Annotated in this window: 14 protein-coding genes; 10 read left to right on the top strand and 4 right to left on the bottom strand. The window is 69.7% G+C overall.

Annotated features, from left to right (window positions below):
- The first annotated feature begins 131 nt into the window (after positions 1 to 131).
- The 6 genes from phnC (at position 132) to AC37TH_RS01460 (ending at position 5940) form a co-directional block, all read left to right on the top strand.
- On the top strand, positions 132 to 1049 hold the full coding sequence (gene phnC, locus AC37TH_RS01485; protein WP_490762581.1) for a phosphonate ABC transporter ATP-binding protein: 918 nt from the start codon (positions 132 to 134) through the stop codon (positions 1047 to 1049).
- Positions 1049 to 2650 (top strand): phosphonate ABC transporter, permease protein PhnE, encoded by a 1602-nt coding sequence (phnE, locus tag AC37TH_RS01480; protein ID WP_490762580.1) that lies wholly within the window; start codon positions 1049 to 1051, stop codon positions 2648 to 2650. The genes phnC and phnE overlap by 1 nt, the downstream gene beginning before the upstream one ends.
- Entirely contained in the window at positions 2647 to 3837 is a 1191-nt protein-coding gene (locus tag AC37TH_RS01475; RefSeq protein WP_490762579.1) for a TIGR03364 family FAD-dependent oxidoreductase, read from the top strand. The genes phnE and AC37TH_RS01475 overlap by 4 nt, the downstream gene beginning before the upstream one ends.
- Positions 3838 to 3923: 86 nt before the next feature.
- Positions 3924 to 4412, top strand: coding sequence for an HAD family hydrolase (locus tag AC37TH_RS01470; RefSeq protein WP_490762578.1), 489 nt, complete (start codon positions 3924 to 3926; stop codon positions 4410 to 4412).
- Positions 4413 to 4414: 2 nt separating this feature from the next.
- Complete coding sequence (locus AC37TH_RS01465) at positions 4415 to 4777, top strand: HAD hydrolase-like protein (protein ID WP_490762577.1); 363 nt, start codon at positions 4415 to 4417, stop codon at positions 4775 to 4777.
- A gap of 23 nt (positions 4778 to 4800) precedes the next feature.
- Positions 4801 to 5940, top strand: a complete 1140-nt coding sequence (locus AC37TH_RS01460; RefSeq protein ID WP_490762576.1) for an alcohol dehydrogenase catalytic domain-containing protein — start codon at positions 4801 to 4803, stop codon at positions 5938 to 5940.
- A gap of 27 nt (positions 5941 to 5967) precedes the next feature.
- Here AC37TH_RS01460 and AC37TH_RS01455 read toward each other — a convergent pair whose 3' ends face one another.
- Together AC37TH_RS01455 and AC37TH_RS01450 are read right to left on the bottom strand one after the other, a co-directional pair.
- On the bottom strand, positions 5968 to 7248 hold the full coding sequence (locus tag AC37TH_RS01455; RefSeq protein ID WP_490762575.1) for a cation:proton antiporter: 1281 nt from the start codon (positions 7246 to 7248) through the stop codon (positions 5968 to 5970).
- A 169-nt stretch (positions 7249 to 7417) separates the two neighbouring features.
- Positions 7418 to 9544, bottom strand: coding sequence for an Ig-like domain-containing protein (locus AC37TH_RS01450; protein WP_490762574.1), 2127 nt, complete (start codon positions 9542 to 9544; stop codon positions 7418 to 7420).
- Positions 9545 to 9732: 188 nt separating this feature from the next.
- Between AC37TH_RS01450 and AC37TH_RS01445 the strand changes: the two genes are divergently transcribed.
- A complete protein-coding gene (locus AC37TH_RS01445) occupies positions 9733 to 10347 on the top strand; it encodes a uracil-DNA glycosylase (protein ID WP_490762573.1) in 615 nt (204 codons plus the stop codon).
- 79 nt (positions 10348 to 10426) lie between these two features.
- Positions 10427 to 11026, top strand: a complete 600-nt coding sequence (locus tag AC37TH_RS01440) for a TIGR00645 family protein (RefSeq protein WP_490762572.1) — start codon at positions 10427 to 10429, stop codon at positions 11024 to 11026.
- 17 nt (positions 11027 to 11043) lie between these two features.
- On the opposite strand, the gene arfA is transcribed toward AC37TH_RS01440, so the two are convergent.
- Together arfA and AC37TH_RS01430 are read right to left on the bottom strand one after the other, a co-directional pair.
- Positions 11044 to 12549 carry an arabinosylfuranosidase ArfA gene (gene arfA, locus AC37TH_RS01435; RefSeq protein ID WP_490762571.1) on the bottom strand — a complete coding sequence of 502 codons (1506 nt, stop codon included), beginning with the start codon at positions 12547 to 12549 and terminating at the stop codon, positions 11044 to 11046.
- 92 nt (positions 12550 to 12641) lie between these two features.
- Complete coding sequence (locus AC37TH_RS01430) at positions 12642 to 13649, bottom strand: LacI family DNA-binding transcriptional regulator (RefSeq protein WP_490762570.1); 1008 nt, start codon at positions 13647 to 13649, stop codon at positions 12642 to 12644.
- Positions 13650 to 13800: 151 nt separating this feature from the next.
- On the opposite strand from AC37TH_RS01430, the gene AC37TH_RS01425 reads away from it, so the two are divergent.
- Together AC37TH_RS01425 and AC37TH_RS01420 are read left to right on the top strand one after the other, a co-directional pair.
- Entirely contained in the window at positions 13801 to 14382 is a 582-nt protein-coding gene (locus AC37TH_RS01425) for a PadR family transcriptional regulator (RefSeq protein ID WP_490762569.1), read from the top strand.
- Between the two features lie 15 nt (positions 14383 to 14397).
- A complete protein-coding gene (locus AC37TH_RS01420; RefSeq protein WP_490762568.1) occupies positions 14398 to 16065 on the top strand; it encodes a DHA2 family efflux MFS transporter permease subunit in 1668 nt (555 codons plus the stop codon).
- Positions 16066 to 16075 lie beyond the last annotated feature (10 nt).

Raw genomic sequence — 16075 nt, 5'->3', positions numbered from 1 at the left:
GCTGCGCCGCCACGCGTCCACCCCGCTGCGCCGCCCTCCGTTCACCCGACGGTAACCGGGCGTTGCGGCGTCGGACGCCCCGGCTCCTACTGTTGCCGCAGGTTTCGGATGGCAGGGATGGATTGAAGAACATGAGCGAGGCAGCACGCATCGTCGAGGTGACACGGGTCACCAAGAGGTTCGCAGAGACGACGGCGCTCGACGACGTGACGCTGAGCGTCGCGAGGGGCGAGGTCGTGGTGCTGCTCGGGCTCTCCGGCTCCGGCAAGTCGACCCTGCTGCGCCACCTGGACGGACTGGAACGCCCGACCAGCGGCGACGTGACAGTGCTCGGCCAGTCGGTCCCGCAGCTCGGCGCGCGCCCGTTGCGGGCACTGCGCAGCCGCATCGGGTTCATCTTCCAGCAGTTCGAGCTGGTGGGCCCGCTGACCGTGCTGGAGAACGTGCTCACCGGTTCGCTGGCCACCCTGCGCGGGCCGCGGCTCGGCTCGTTCACCTACCCGGCGGCCCTCCGCCGCCGGGCGCTCGCGCACCTCGACAGGGTCGGGCTCGCCGACAAGGCGTACCAGCGGGCCGACACGCTCTCTGGCGGCCAGCAGCAGCGCGTCGCCATCGCCCGGGCGCTGATGCAGGACCCGGAAGTGCTCTTGGCCGACGAGCCCGTCGCCTCCCTCGACCCGGAGTCGAGCGAGCAGGTGATGGCACTGATCAGGGAGATCGCGGCCGACAACGGCCTCACCGTGATCTGCAGCCTGCACCAGGTGGACCTCGCCCTCGGCTGGGGAGACCGCATTGTCGGCCTCCGCCACGGCCGCGTCGTCCTCGACACCCCGACCGCCGGACTCGACAAGGCGCAGGTCATGGAGATCTATGGCAGGGTCGCCGCCACCACCCGTGAACTGAGCGTCATCGACGACGAGCTCGCCGCCGACCTGGATGCGGCTGCCGAGCTCGAACTCGCCGCTGCCGTCGTCGGCGCCACAGCGTCCGCCCCCGCCGTGTCCCCCGCCGCTCCGGCCACGGCCACCGCCACCGCCCCGCGCACCTGATGGCCACCGTCCAGCTCGCCGACGCGCGAGCAACCACTGCCGCCCTGCGTCGCCCGCGGCCGCGGCCGTCCCGCGTCGCGGCCGTCATCGTCCTGTTCGCCCTGCTGGCACTCGGCATCGCGGCGTTCCCCGTCCTCGGCGTCAGCTTCGACACGGTGACCCGCAGCATCCCGAAGGCGGAGGCGTTCTTCGCCAGGGTCGTGCCGCTGCGCCTCCCGCCGCCGGAGGTGCTGTGGCCGGCCATCGGCCAGACCCTCGGGATGGTGGTGCTCGGCACTCTGCTCGCGGCGATCATCTCCGTGCCTGTCGCCTACCTCGCCGCCGCGAACACCAGCCCCAGTCGTGCGGCGCAGTGGGCCGGCCGGTTCATCACGGTGATGACCAGGTCCATCCCGGATGTGGTGCTCGCCATGGTCTTCGCCGTGCTGTTCACGCTCGGCACGCTTCCCGGCATCCTCGCCATCGGCATCCACTCGGTCGGCATGATCTCGAAGCTGTTCGCCGACGCCATCGAGCAGATCGACGAAGGGCCGCGGCTCGCCATCCGTGCGGCGGGCGGGAGCAAGGCGCAGGAGTTCTTCTCCGGAGTCATCCCGCAGGTGGCGCCGAGCTGGGTGGCGACCGTGCTGCACAGGAACGACATCAACCTGCGCGGGTCGATCATCCTGGGCTACGTCGGCGTCGCCGGTCTCGGCTACGAGATGTGGAAGGCGCTCGCCACGCTCGACTACCGCACGGCGATGGCTCTCGCGCTGGTCATGTTCGTGCTCTGCGTCGTCATGGAGGTCGTCTCGTCGACCGTCCGGCGCGGGATGCTCGGCGGAGGCAAGACGCTGACTCTCACCGCCCGCCGCGTGCGGAACACGGTCACCTGGGTGCTCACGGCGGTGGTGATCGTGGGCGCGCTGGTGATCGCCCAGGTGCACTGGGCCGACTTCCTGACCTTCTGGCGCAACCTCCCGCTGATCAAATTCTGGCCGCCGACGTTCGAGCCGTACACGGTCGAGCAGATCGCGGTCGCGATGCGCGACACCGTGCTGATCGCGCTCGCCGCGACGGTGGTCAGCCTGCTGTTCTCGCTGATCGTCGGGTCGCTCGCCGCGCGGAACGTCGCGCCGAACGCACCGACCCGCGGGGTGTTCCGCGTGCTGCTCGTCGCCGTGCGCGGCGTTCCGGAGCTGGTGCTCGCGATCGTGCTCATCATCATCACCGGCCTCGGCCCGACAGCGGCGGTGTTCGCGCTGGCGTTCGGCGGCGTCGGGCTGCTCGGCAAGCTGTTCGCCGACTCCATCGAGGAGGTGCCCGCCGGGCCGCAGCGTGCGCTCACCGCTGTCGGCGCGCGCCGGCTGCAGGTCTACGCGTCGGCGACCGTTCCGCCGAGCGTCCCGGCGTTCATCGGCCACAGCTTCTACCTGTTCGACAGCAACATCCGTGCCGCGACCGTGCTCGGCGTCGTCGGAAGCGGCGGGATCGGCTTCTACCTGAACAACGCGGCGCGCGTGTCGGCCTGGAACGAGGTCTTCGCGTTCGTGCTGGTGATCATGGCGACCGTCTTCATCGTGGAGGGGATCGCGGTCTGGATGAGGAAGGCGCTGCGATGAGCGGCGGCTTCGGAAGGAAGGGCACAGCGATGGGCAGACACTACGACCTCGCGATCGTCGGAAGCGGCATCGTCGGGCTCGGGCACGCGGTCGCCGCGCTTCGGCGCGGGCTCACGGTCGCCGTCGTCGACCGCGCCTCCAGCGTCGTCGGGGCGTCGGTGCGCAACTTCGGGCACCTCTGCATCACCGGGCAGGAGGGGGAAGCCCGCGCATACGCCGAGCTGGCACGCGAGCTGTGGCTGACCCTCGCACCGGAGGCCGGGTTCTGGCTCCGTGAGAGCGGCACGGTCGTCGTCGCGCAGGCGAACGACGAACTGGCCGTGCTCGACGAGTTCCGGCAGCGCCGCGGCGGCGCGGACGTTCGCCTGCTGACGCCGGCCGAGGTGCGCGAGCGCATCCCGGTCGCCGACGGTGTCGCGGTCGGCGGAGCCTGGCTGCCGCGCGACCTGCAAGTGGATCCGCGCGAGGCCGCACCGGCGATCGTGCGCTGGCTGGATGCGCACGGCGTCGACTTCTACTGGCAGACCGCCGTGCTCGGGGTGCGGACGGGAACCGTGCACACCACGCGCGGCACGCTCTCCGCCGACGCGGTCGTCGTCGCGGTCAACCACGACGTCGACCAGCTCTTCCCCGGTCTCGCCGACGCCCACGGCATCGAGCGGTGCAGCCTCGACATGATGCTGGTGGACGCTGAGCTGGATCACCCGCTCAGCGCCCCGCTGCTCACCGGCTGGTCCCTGGTCAGGTACTCCGGGTTCGCGCACACGCCGAGCGCCGCCGCGCTCCGCGAGCGACTGGCCGAGGAGCATCCGGAGCTGGCCGCGCTGGACGTGAACCAGATGTACACGCAGCGGCAGGACGGCAGCCTCATCGTCGGCGACACGCACCACCGGGGCGCCGATGTGTCCCCGTTCCAGTCGGAGGCCGCGAACGACCTGCTGCTGGAGCGGGCGCGGCAGCTGTTCGGCACCGACCGCATCCGGGTGAGGGAGCGGTGGCAAGGCGTGTACGCGTCCGCCCCCGACGACTTCCTCGTCGCGGCTCCCGCTCCGGAGGTGCGCGTCGTCTCCGTGACCACCGGCATCGGGATGACCACAGGCCTCGGGCTGGCGGACCGGGTGGTGGACGAGCTGTTCTCGTCTGCGCCGGGCGTGCTCGCGACGGCGGGCGCCGCGCGAGCGGACTGACCAGCGCGGGTCGCGGCCACCGGACCCATCCACCAGCATCACCGATCCGACCGTTCCACTTGTTCCACCATAGAAGGGCACCGACCATGAGCACACACGACGGCATCATCACCAGCGAGTTCGACGATTTCTCTGCCACCGCACCCGGCGGCGCACCCGGCGGCGTCGCCGACGACCTCGCCGCCGACGAGGACTGGGAGGACGACGAGGAGTTCAGCGACGACGATCTCGACGACGCGGACGACCTCGACGCCGACCTCGAACTGGTCGTGCTGGACATGGCGGGAACCACCGTCGTCGACGACGGCCTGGTCGTGCGTGCGTTCGAGCGCGCGGCGGACGGCGCAGGCATCGGGAAGACCCAGGACGAGCGCGAGCAGGCGCTCGACTACGTGCGCGCCACGATGGGCCAGTCGAAGATCGAGGTCTTCCGGGTGCTCGCCGACGACGAGGACCAGGCGCAGCACGCCAACGCCCTGTTCGAGGCCGCATACGGAGAGCTCGCCGCGAGCGAAGGTCTGCAGGCGGTCCCGGTGCTGAGGCGCTCATCCGGAACCTGCGGGCGCTCGGCGTGAAGGTGGCGCTGACCACCGGGTTCTCGCGCCAGACCCAGGATGCGGTTCTGGATGCGCTCGGCTGGCGCGACCTCGCGGACCTCACGCTGAGCCCCGCCGAAGCCGGCCGCGGCCGTCCGTACCCGGACCTGCCGCTGACCGCGCTGCTGCGCACCGGCGCCACGAGCGTCGAGGGCATGGTGGTCGTCGGGGACACGGCGAGCGACATCGCCTCCGGGATCGCGGCGGGCGCTGGTCTCGTGGTTGGCGTGCTTACCGGAGCGCACGACGAGGAGACCCTGACCGAAGCGGGCGCCGACGCCGTCATCGCGAGCATCGCCGACCTCGCTGAACTGCTCGGCCTCGACGACACCGCCGGCCGATGACCGTGCGGGCGGTGACTCCGCGCGTGGTGGAACCTCCCGCGCGCCTGGGGAAAGGGGTCAGCGTCTATCCGTCCGCGACAGCGATGGTGTGGCAGGGGGAGGGGCACCTGCACGAAGCGGTGGCGGTGCCCGGCGTTCGGCTGTCGCCCGGCGACGCCCTGGTCGAGATCGAGTTGGCGACGGTGTGCGGCTCGGATGTGCACACCGTCCTCGGGCACCGGACGGCCCCGACGCCCCTGATCCTCGGGCATGAGCAGGTCGGTCGCGTCGTCGCCCTCGGGCGTGGGGGAGCGAAGACGACGGACGGGCACAGGGTCAGCCTCGGCGAACGCGTGGTCTGGTCGGTCGCCGTGCCGTGCGGCCGGTGCGCCCGCTGCCGCCGCGGTCTCCCGCAGAAGTGCCTGAACCTGCAGAAGTACGGCCACGAGCGGATGCGCCGCGGCTGGGAGCTGTCCGGCGGGTTCGCCACCCACGCGCACATCCTGGAGGGAACGCCGATGGTCGCGGTCCCGGATGACATCCCGTCGGAGGTCCTCGCGCCGGCGTCCTGCGCGACGGCGACGGTCGCCGCGGCGTTGGAGGCTGCGTCCGCGATCACGCCGTTGGAGGGTGCACTCGTGCTCATCGCCGGAGCCGGGATGCTCGGGCTCACCGCCGCAGCGATGGCGGCGGATGCCGGTGCCGACGTCGTGGTCAGCGATCCGATCGAGGAGCGGCGCGACGCGGCGCTTCTGTTCGGCGCCGCCGCCGTCACCGACCCCCGGCTGGCCGCTGACGCGCCGGGCGGCCTGACCGCCGCGCTGGCGAAGGCCGGCGGCAGAGGCGCGGCGCCCACGGTCGCGCTCGAACTCTCCGGCGCCCCGGCGGCCGTGCGCTCGCTCCTCGGCGCCGTGGACGTGGGCGGGGTGCTCGTGCTCGTCGGCTCGGTCTCCCCCGGACCCGACCTCTCCATCGCCCCGGAGCAGCTGGTGCGGCGTCTCCTCACGATCCGAGGCGTCCACAACTACGCGCCGCACCACCTCGACGCGGCCGTGCGCTTCCTCGCCGGGGCGTGGCAGCGCTACCCGTTCGCCGAGCAGGTCGGCGAGACGTTCCGCCTGGCCGAAGTGGATGCGGCGCTCGCCGCTGCAGGACGGCACCCGCGGGTGGGGTTGCGGCCCTAGCCCCTCCGGCCGCTGGCTGCGCGGCCGTCAGACGCGCTGCGGGAGGCGCTTGACGATGTATGGGGCGGCGAGGCCGTGCAACAGGATGCTGCCCACGACGGTGAGCACCGCCACGTCCCAGACGTCGTCACCCACCCCCGTCGGCAGCTTGTTGAACGCGAGCAGGCCGAAGACGATGGAGGCGGCTCCCCGGGGGCCGACCAGGCCGACGATGGTGCGCTCCCGCCAGGTGATGGATGAGCCGAGCGTCGCCAGGTAGACCGGAACGGCCCGGAACACCGTGAGTGCGAGCACGGCGATGAGGAGCAGCATCCAGTCGACGCCGCGGACGATCATCTCCGTGGTCATCGCGCCGAGCACGAACCAGACGAAATTGGTCGCGAAGCCGCCGACCTCCTCCACCAGCACCAGTTCCTCGTGCGCGATCGACCGCTGTTCCATCCGGCGGGTGCGGGCGAAGCGGAACATCACTCCCGCGACGAACGCGGCGACGAAGCCGTTGGCTCCGATTCCGTGCAGCGTCGCGATGCCATAGGTGAGCAGGGGTGTGATGAGCATGACCACGCGGATGCCCGACGCATTCGCGAGTCCCCTGCCGGACGCCCACCGCGTGAGGACGCCGATCGCCCCGCCGAGGAGGACGCCGACCAGGATGGCGACGATCGTCGCCGGCACGGCCCCGAGGAACGCGTTGACGAAGTCCTCCAGGTTCTTCTCGAGGTCCGCCTCGCTGGCGCCGGTGGGCTCGGTGCCGCTCGTCGCCACCTTCAGAAGCGTCGGCAACGCGACGGCGATCGCGAGGGACATGCCGAAGATCGGCGAGATCAGGCCGTCGTTGTATCCGCTCTCCACGTTGAGGATCTGGCGCACCCTGGCCGGGATGCGCGGAGAGCGCAGCAGCGCCGTAGCCGGTGCGAAGTCGGTCGGCATGATGACGCACGCCACGACGATGAGCACGAACAGGTTCGCCCCCGGCAGCAGCCAGAGCCCGGCGACGACCACCAGGGCGAGCGAGAGCGGCAACGCGATCAGCACCAGCCGGGCGATCATCCTGCCCTCGCCGCCGAAGACGCCGCCCTTCACTTCGCAGGCGTCGACGAACAGCAGCACCGCGAGGATGAGCTCCACGACATGCTCGGCGACGTCGCTGTCGACCGCCTCGACGAAGGCGTTGATGTCGAAGAGCACGACGAGCGAACCGACGACGGCGAGCACGACCGGCCCGGCGATCCCGCTGCGCTCGAAGCGGTGTGCCACCAGCGACCACAGCGCGATCGCGGCGAACCCCACGAGGATGATGGCCGGCATCCAGGACCCTTCGCTCGGACCTCCGCCCCGCGGGTGCGGGTGGGATCATTCTGCCCTGTCCGTCGCTGTCGAGCTATGCCCGGCGTGGTCGCACGCCGGAAACGCCACAGGCGTGGCCGGCTCCCGAGGAGCCGGCCACGCCTGTTCGTGCGTGCGTCGCAGTGGACGCTTACTTCACCGTGTACGTGATCGGCGCGGTGTGCGTCTCGACCCCGCCGATGTTCTGCACCACGGAGCCGACGTAGCCACCTGCGGCCAGCTCGAAGTCGGCGACCGCCGACCAGAGGCCGTCGCTTCCGACCGTCGCCGAGGCGACGGTGCGGCCGGAGCTGCCGCGGATGATCACCGTGGCGCCGGCTTCACCGGAACCGGAGAACGTCGGCAGCGGTCCTGCGACCGTGCCGCCGGCGACCGGGCTCACCAGGGTGACGCCGTAGGCGATGCGGTAGTCGAGCGCGCTGTTCGTGACTGCGCCGCCCGCGTTGTGCGAGACGTACCCGACGTACTGGCCCGGGGTGAGCGTCAGTGTGGAGGTCGCGGACCAGTTGCCTTTCGCATCCACGATGGTGCTCGCGATGACCCTGCCGCTGTTGCCGCGCACCTCGATGGTCGCGCCGACACTGCCGGTGCCCGTGTAGACGGGGATGGTGCTCCCGACGGAAGCGCCCGTGACCGGACCGGTGACCGCGAAGGGGAAGCCCGCGAATGCCGGTGCTTCGACAGCGACCGAGTATCGGACCGGCGCGGTGGTCTTCGAGTCGCCGAAGGTGTGCTCCGTCACTCCGACGTAGCCGCCGTTGCCCAGCGAGATGGCCGAGACGACGGACCAGTTGCCCGTCACGTCGACCGTGGTGGTTGCCAGGACCTTGCCGCTGCTTCCACGGACGACGACCGTCGCGCCGGGGTGGCCGGTGCCGGAGAACGTCGGCGTAGCCGTCGTGACGACCTCTCCGTCAGCGGGCGAGGCGAGCGTGACGGTCGCGACCGCCGGGGCCGGAGCCTGCGTCTGCACGCTGTACGAGATCGGCGCGGTGCTCACGTTGTCGGGTGCCGCCTGCGTGACGGTCGCCGTGTAGTCCCCGTCTACCTGGCTGGTGCTCGACACGAGGGTCCACTGACCGTTGTCGTCGACGAACGCGGTGCCGAGCAGCAGACCGCCGGACGACCTGACCTCGACGTATGCACCGGGGTGACCGGCACCCGCGAAGGTCGGCGTCGCCGTCGTGACGACCTCGCCGATGCCCGGCGAGGTCACGGAGACCGGGACGACGGGCGTCGGCACGGCCGGCGTGGTCGCGGTCTGGACCTTCCAGAACACGCTGCCGACCTGGGTGGCCTCGCTCAGAAGGGAGGGGTTGTACGAGACGGCCGAGCAGTCCTGAGGAGCGCTGGCGCTGGAGCTCGACGCCTGCGGCCAGACCACGAGCTTGTAATAGCCGGCGTCGTCGAGGGAGAACCGTCCCTCGTTCGCCAGCACGGCACCCTTGACGCCCGCGGGGTGGTTCGCGATCGAGAGCTGCTGCGGCGTGGGCGTGATGGAGGCTGCCTGGCCGTTGTCTCCGCGGACGAACTGGTAATAGATGGAGTCGGTGACGTCGCATCCGTTGGCGGCCGATCGGCCGGAGTTCAGCGAGTCGACGTGGAACTTGATGCCGAGGAGGCTGTCGCTGCTGTCGGCGGCGACGTAGTTGCCCCATCCGGTCTCGGAGTTGGGGCCGTAATATCCGGGAACCGCGGAGGTGGTGGTGCCCCAGGCCTGGACCGGTGAGGGGCGGCCGGTGGTGGCGCTTCTCCCGACGTTCTCGTATGCCATGCGCGTCGTGGTGGTGCCGTCGGGCATGACCACGCGGATTCCCAAGTCGTAGACGATCGAGTTTGCGGCAACCGGGACGGCGGAGTCGCCGCGGGCGCTGATGTACAGCACATCCGTGTCGCCGTCTGCGACGGTCTCGACGATCGAGTACACGCTCGCGGTGGACGCCTGAACGGAGGCGACCTCAGTCAGGTGGCCCCAGAATGCGAGCTCGTATGGAGCGTAGTTCCATTCGATGTCGGTCGGTTTGGTGCCGTGCGGGACGCGGACGGTGAAGTCGGCACGCCACTCGTCGTGGCCTGCGACAGTGCGCTCCGACCAGCCGAGCATGGTGGTGGGGGCGGAGCCGGTCTCCGGCAACGCCACGTGGGCGCTAGCGGGCGCAGCGAGGCCGACGGCCCCGATCGCGAGGCCTCCGAACGCGGCGATGGCACACAGCCGCACTCCGGTCCTGGACGGCTTCTGGGTCTTCGTTCGGCGCATTGAAATGCGGTTCCTTTCGGTACGTGCTTTTACGGCGCGGGGCAGCGCCTCACGGCGGCAAGCATCCCATATTTATTTCATAATGCCTAATATTTCCCTAGTTCGTATCCAATATTGGATTCGGCGTCGACGCGCGTGCGGAAGAATCGGCTCTGGTGCCCTGTGTCCCCGTCGGCGACCATGAAGAAGTGCACGACACCTTCTTCTGCCTCCTCCGCGCGGTTCCGGCGCCGCGCGACGCCGAAGCCCTGTACGGGGACGACGAGCTCGGGAGGCTCAGGGAGCGCAACCTGCGCCGCTACCTGGCGGCCGTGGAAGGCGCGACCGTCCTGCTGCTCGCCGAGGCGCCCGGCTGGCGCGGCATGACGGTCACGGGGGTGCCCTTCGTCTCCGCGCGCGAGGGGGCGGACGGGGGTCCTGCGGCCGCCGCGATTCCGGGGCTGGAGCTCCCCGCGCATCCACAGGCCGCGTGGGAGGCGTCGAGCCGGGTCGTCTGGGCGGCGCTCGCCGCCTGGCGCGGACCGCTCCCGCTGACCTGGCCGATCTACCCGCACCACCCGTTCATCGCCGGCGACCCGCGCACCAACCGCACGCCGCGGCCCTCCGAGGTGCGGGACGGGACGCCGGTGGCGCTGGAGCTGGCGCGCGCCTTCGGCATCGAGACGATCGTCGCCGTCGGCCGCAAGGCGCAGGGGGCGCTCGCGGCGGAGGGGGTGGAGGCACCCGCGGTGCGGCACCCGGCGCAGGGCGGGGCCAGAGCGTTCACCGAGCAGGTGCTCGCGCTGAACCGCGCAGCAGGCTGAGCGCACCCTGAGCCGTCTGAGCGTTCTCACATGTAACGGTCTTTAGGATTTCCCTGCCCGAAAACGTGAGGAAGCCCCCGTGACCGAGACTGCCCCACCCACCGCAGCGCCGACGCCCACCAAGCCTCCGGCCGCTCCCCAGCGCGCGATCAGCGCCCTGATCTTCTCGAGCCGCTGGCTGCAGGCGCCGCTCTACCTCGGGCTGATCGTCGCCCAGGTGATCTACGTCTACGTCTTCATGGTGGAGCTGTGGCACATCGCCTCCGACGTCGTCGCCCATCCGGGTGACATCGACGAGGCCGACATCATGCTCGCCGTGCTCGGCCTCATCGACGTGGTGATGATCGCCAACCTGCTCATCATGGTGATCATCGGCGGCTACGAGACGTTCGTCTCACGGGTGAACGTGGACGGCCACCCCGATCAGCCAGAGTGGCTTTCCCACGTCAACGCGAACGTGCTCAAGGTCAAGCTGGCGATGGCGATCATCGGCATCTCGTCCATCCACCTGCTGAAGACGTTCATCGCCGTCGCCGACATCGGTGCGGCGAAGGGCGGGACCCTCGGCGACGAGAAGTACACCAGCGAGGGCGTCTTCTGGCAGGTGGTCATCCACTGCGTGTTCATCCTGTCGGCCGTGGCGCTGGCCTGGATCGACAAGATGTCGAAGACGAAGTGACGGGGCCACGTCGCTGATCAGGCGAACGCGACAGCGCTCCAGGACACCGGGGGCAGCACGACGGTGAGCCGTCCGTCCTCGATCGCGGCCGAGGTGTTCGGAGTGAGGCCGACACGGGTCTGATCGTCGAGCGTGTTCGTGGCGTACGCGTCGTCGTCGGCGAGCGTGACCGCCTCCGTGACGCGGGTGGCGGCGAGGTCCCGGACGTCGATGCTGACAGTCCGGGATGCGGTCAGATCGCGGTTGACGAGGAACACTGCGCCGGTGCCGGCCTCCGCGTCGAAGGTCGCGACCGCGTCCAGGAGGGCTGCCTTGCCGTGGACGGCAGTCGTGTACGTCGGCGAGTCGATGACCGGCCGCAGCACCGTGCCCTGCGCGAGACGGCTGGTGACGGAGAACGGGAAGAAGCTGGTCTGCCGCCAGGCGTCGCCGCCCGGCTCCGTCATGATCGGCGCGATCACGTTGACCAGCTGAGCCAGCGATGCGGAGGTGACGCGGTCGCTGTTCTTCAGCAGGGTGATCAGTAGGTTGCCGACCACCACGGCGTCGGCGACCGAGTAGACGTCCTCCAGCTGGCGCGGGGCGACGCGCCACTCGTCGTTGATCTCGTCGCTCGCCTGGTGCTCGTCCAGGTACCAGACGTTCCACTCGTCGAAGGAGATGTTGATCTTCTTGGTGCTCTTCTTGCGGTAGCCGACGCTGTCGGCGGTCGCGACGACCGTGTCGATGAAGAACTGCATGTCCACCGAGGAGGCCAGGAACGAGCCGAGGTCGCCTCCGCGTTCCTGGTAGTAGGCGTGGGCGGAGATGTAGTCGACGTGGTCGTAGGCGTGCTCGAGCACGACGCGCTCCCACTCGCCGAAGGTCGGCATCCCGGAGCCGGAGGAGCCGCAGACGACCAGTTCGAGGTCTTTGTCCGCTGTCTTCATCGCCGCAGCGGTGCGGGCGGCGAGTTTGCCGTAGTCGTCGGCGGTGAGGTACCCGGTCTGCCACGGCCCGTCCATCTCGTTGCCGAGGCACCACATCCGGATGTCGTGGGGCTCGGGGCTGCCGTTGGCGATCCGCTGGTCGCTGAGCGCCGTGCCGGACGGGTGGTTGGCGTACTCGAGGAGGTCGAGCGCCGTCTCGATGCCGCGGGTGCCGAGGTTGACGGCGAGCATCAGTTCGGAGTCGGTGAGCTTCAACCAGCGGGAGAACTCGTCGAGGCCGACCTGGTTCGTCTCCAGCGCGTGCCAGGCGAGGTCCCGGCGCACCGGACGGCTCTCCCGCGGCCCGACCGAGTCCTCCCAGCGGAAGCCGGAGACAAAGTTTCCTCCGGGGTAGCGGACGGTGCTCGTGCCCAGTTCTTTGACCAGCTCGACCACATCCAACCGGAAACCGTCCTCGTTCGCGGTCGGGTGGCCCGGCTCGTAGATGCCGTCGTACACGCATCGTCCGAGGTGCTCGACGAACGATCCGAACGTGCGGCGGCGCACAGGGCCGACGGCGTTCGCGCGGTCGAGGATGATCGTGGAGTCAGTCATGGATGCGTTCCTTCGCGGCTTCTACAACGTTTACCTATAACGTTGTAGAAGTACTATCCGACAGGGAGCCCCGCCGTGTCAAGACGCGGAGATCAGCGCGCGGTCGACTCGCGCGCCACCAGTCGGAACGGCGCCTCGTGCTCCACGAACGGGCTCGTGGCATCGCCGCCGATCCGCGCGAGCAGGAGCCGGACGGCCGTCTCCGCGATGTCGTCCCTGCCTGGATCGATGGACGACAGCGCCGGGATCGAGTACCGCGTCTCATCCACGTCGTCGAAGCCGATCACGGCCACGTCCTCCGGGATGCGCCTCCCGCTGTCCTCGATGGCGCGGATCGCACCGAACGCCAGCGAGTCGTTGAACGCCACCACCCCATCGGCCTCTCCTCCGCCGGCGAAGAACGCGCGCATCGCCTGCGCTCCGTCGATCCTCTGCCAGTCGTCCGTCTCCAGAACGAGGTCGTCCCGGTATTCGGCGCCCGCCGCATCCAGTGCCTGGCGGTAGCCCGTGAGTCGCAGCGCGGCCGAGCCCATCACTTCTCCGCGATGCGCGCCGAGTGCGACGATCCTGCGGCGCCCGCTGGACAGCAGGTGCTCCGTCGCCGCGCGCGACGCTGCGACGTTGGTCATGGTGACGTGGTCGGCAGGGCCGTGGAAGATCCGCTCCCCGAGCAGCACGATCGGGGCCGGCGCCTCGATGAGCGAGGCGTCCTCCTGGCCGAGTCCGGCGACGCTGAACAGGATCCCGTCCGCCATCCGCATCTGCGGCCCGCGCAGGATCGCGAGCTCGCGCTCGCGGTCGCCTCCGCTCTGCTGGATGAACACGGCGATGTCGTGCGCGGCCGCCGCGCGCATGATCGAGTCGGCGAGCTCGGCGAAGTACGGGTTCTTGAGGTCGGGGATGACGAGGCTGATCGCGCCCGTGCGCCCGGAGCGGAGCCCGCGCGCCGACAGGTTGGGCTGGTATCCGAGGCTCTGGACGGCCGCCTCGACGGCGGTCCGGGTCGCATCGCTGATGTACGGATAGCCGTTGATCACATTGGAGACGGTCTTGATCGACACGCCCGCCGCTTCTGCGACCTCGCGAAGCGTCACGGCCACTGTCTGCCCCTCCTCCGGGATCGGGTCCGCGCCCGCGATCCCTGTCGAATGTTACAACGATGCAGGATGCGCAGGGGCTTGACATCGCGTTGCCCCGCGCCGTATATTCCTCAAGGAATAATCAGCCAGGAATAACCAGGATCACCGACACATGCCCTCCTCCACCACGCTCACGCCGCTCGGCATCGCAGCGCTCGCGCTGCTCCTCGAGCGACCGATGCACCCGTACGAGATGTACCAGACCCTGGTGCAGCGGTCGGAGGAGCGCGTCGTCAAGGTGCGTCCCGGCTCGCTTTACCACGCCGTCGACCGGCTCTCCGGTCAGGGGCTGGTGCGGGCCATCAGCACCGAGCGCGAAGGGAACAGGCCGGAGCGCACCACCTACGAGATCACCGAGCAGGGGAATTCCGTTTTCACTGCGCGCATCGCGGAGATCCTCGCCACCCCCATCAACGAATATCCCGAATTCCCGCTTGCCCTCGGCGAATCGCACAACCTGCCCGTCGAGTCCGTCATCCAGCTGCTCCGGAACAGGGTCGCGCTCATCCGGGCGGACCTCGCGGTGATGGATGCGGGCATCGACGATCTCGAGGCCAAGCGGCTTCCCCGCAAGTACTGGATCAACGTGCAGTACAGCCGGGCGATCAGCGAGGTCGAGGCGACCTGGCTGGAATCACTCATCGACGACCTCGAATCAGGCGTACTGTCCTGGTCCGAGGAGAAGCAACACTGACAGGAACACACTCCCATGGAAAAAGAACTGAAGCCGTGGCCGGCGCTGTGGGCGCTGGTCATCGGGTTCTTCATGATCCTGATCGACACGACCATCGTGTCGGTCGCCAACCCGGCGATCATGAAGGGCCTCGACCTCGGCACCGACTACAACGCGGTCATCTGGGTGACCAGCGCCTACCTGCTCGCCTACGCCGTCCCGCTGCTCATCACCGGTCGCCTCGGTGACCGGTTCGGCCCGAAGAACCTCTACCTCATCGGTCTCGTGATCTTCACCCTGGCCTCCGCCTGGTGCGGATTCTCCGGCGTCATGGCCGGCGGCGGCATCGGGATGCTCATCACGGCCCGCGTCGTGCAGGGTCTCGGCGCCGCGCTGATGACGCCGCAGACGATGGCCGTCATCACCCGCATCTTCCCGCCGGACCGCCGTGGTGCGGCGATGGGCCTGTGGGGCGCCGTGGCCGGCGTCGCCACCCTGATCGGCCCGTTGCTCGGCGGCGTGCTCGTCGACGGCCTCGGCTGGGAGTGGATCTTCTTCATCAACGTGCCGGTCGGCGTCGTGGCGTTCATCCTCGCCGCCCGCCTCGTCCCGAAGCTGCCGACGCACTCGCACAGCTTCGACATCATCGGCGTCATCCTGAGCGCCGTCGGCATGTTCCTGCTGGTGTTCGGCATCCAGGAGGGCGGCACCTACGACTGGGGAACCATCACCGGTCCGATCACCGTCTGGGGCCTGATCATCTCCGGCATCGTGGTGCTGATCGCGTTCGTCGTCTGGCAGGCGTTCAACAAGAAGGAGCCGCTGCTTCCGCTGAAGCTGTTCCGCGACCGCAACTTCTCCCTCTCGAACGCCGCGATCACCACCGTCGGCTTCGCCGTGACCTGCATGGCGCTGCCCCTGGTGTTCTACTTCCAGACGGTCCGCGGCCTGACCCCGACGGAGTCGGCTCTGATGCTCGCCCCGATGGCGATCTTCTCCGGTGTGCTCGCGCCGTTCGTCGGCAAGTTGATCGACCGGATCAACCCGCGCTACTTCGCCACGACCGGCCTGGTGCTGTTCGCGTTGTCCCTGTTCTGGTACTCGCGCCTGCTGACCCCGGATGTGTCGATCTGGTGGTTGCTCGCACCGAGCGCCCTGCTCGGCATGGCGATGTCCGGTGTCTGGGGTCCGATCTCCACCACCGCGACGCGCAACCTGCCGATGAACCAGGCGGGCGCAGGCTCCGGCGTGTTCAACACGACGCGCCAGGTCGGCGCCGTGCTGGGTAGCGCATCCATCGCCGCACTCATCTCCAGCCGCCTCACGGCCGACCTGCCCAAGGTGCCGGGGGGAGCAGCTGCCCAGGCGGGCACCGGAACGGAACTGCCGTCGTTCCTGCACGCCGGGTTCACCCAGGCGATGTCGGAGTCGCTGCTGCTTCCCGCAGCCGTCGCGTTCCTCGGCGCGCTCATCGTGGTGTGGTGGGAGCGGCCGAAGCCGCCGGCGTGGGGTCCGCGCGCCGATGCGGCCGCAGCCGATGCTGCGGCAGCCGCAGCAGCGCAGACGCACGGCTCGCACGCAGCACCGGTCCCGGTGGATGCGGTGACGCACGGCTCGCACGCCGCTGACGTTCCGCCCGTGACCGGGCTGGCGCCGGATGAGGAGCCGCCGCACGGCGTGCACGCCGCGCCGCTCGTCGACTGACGATCACTGG

Source organism: Leifsonia sp. McL0627 (assembly GCF_058244615.1).
Note: the sequence above shows the minus strand (reverse complement) of the source record. Positions and strands in the feature narration are given on the sequence as shown.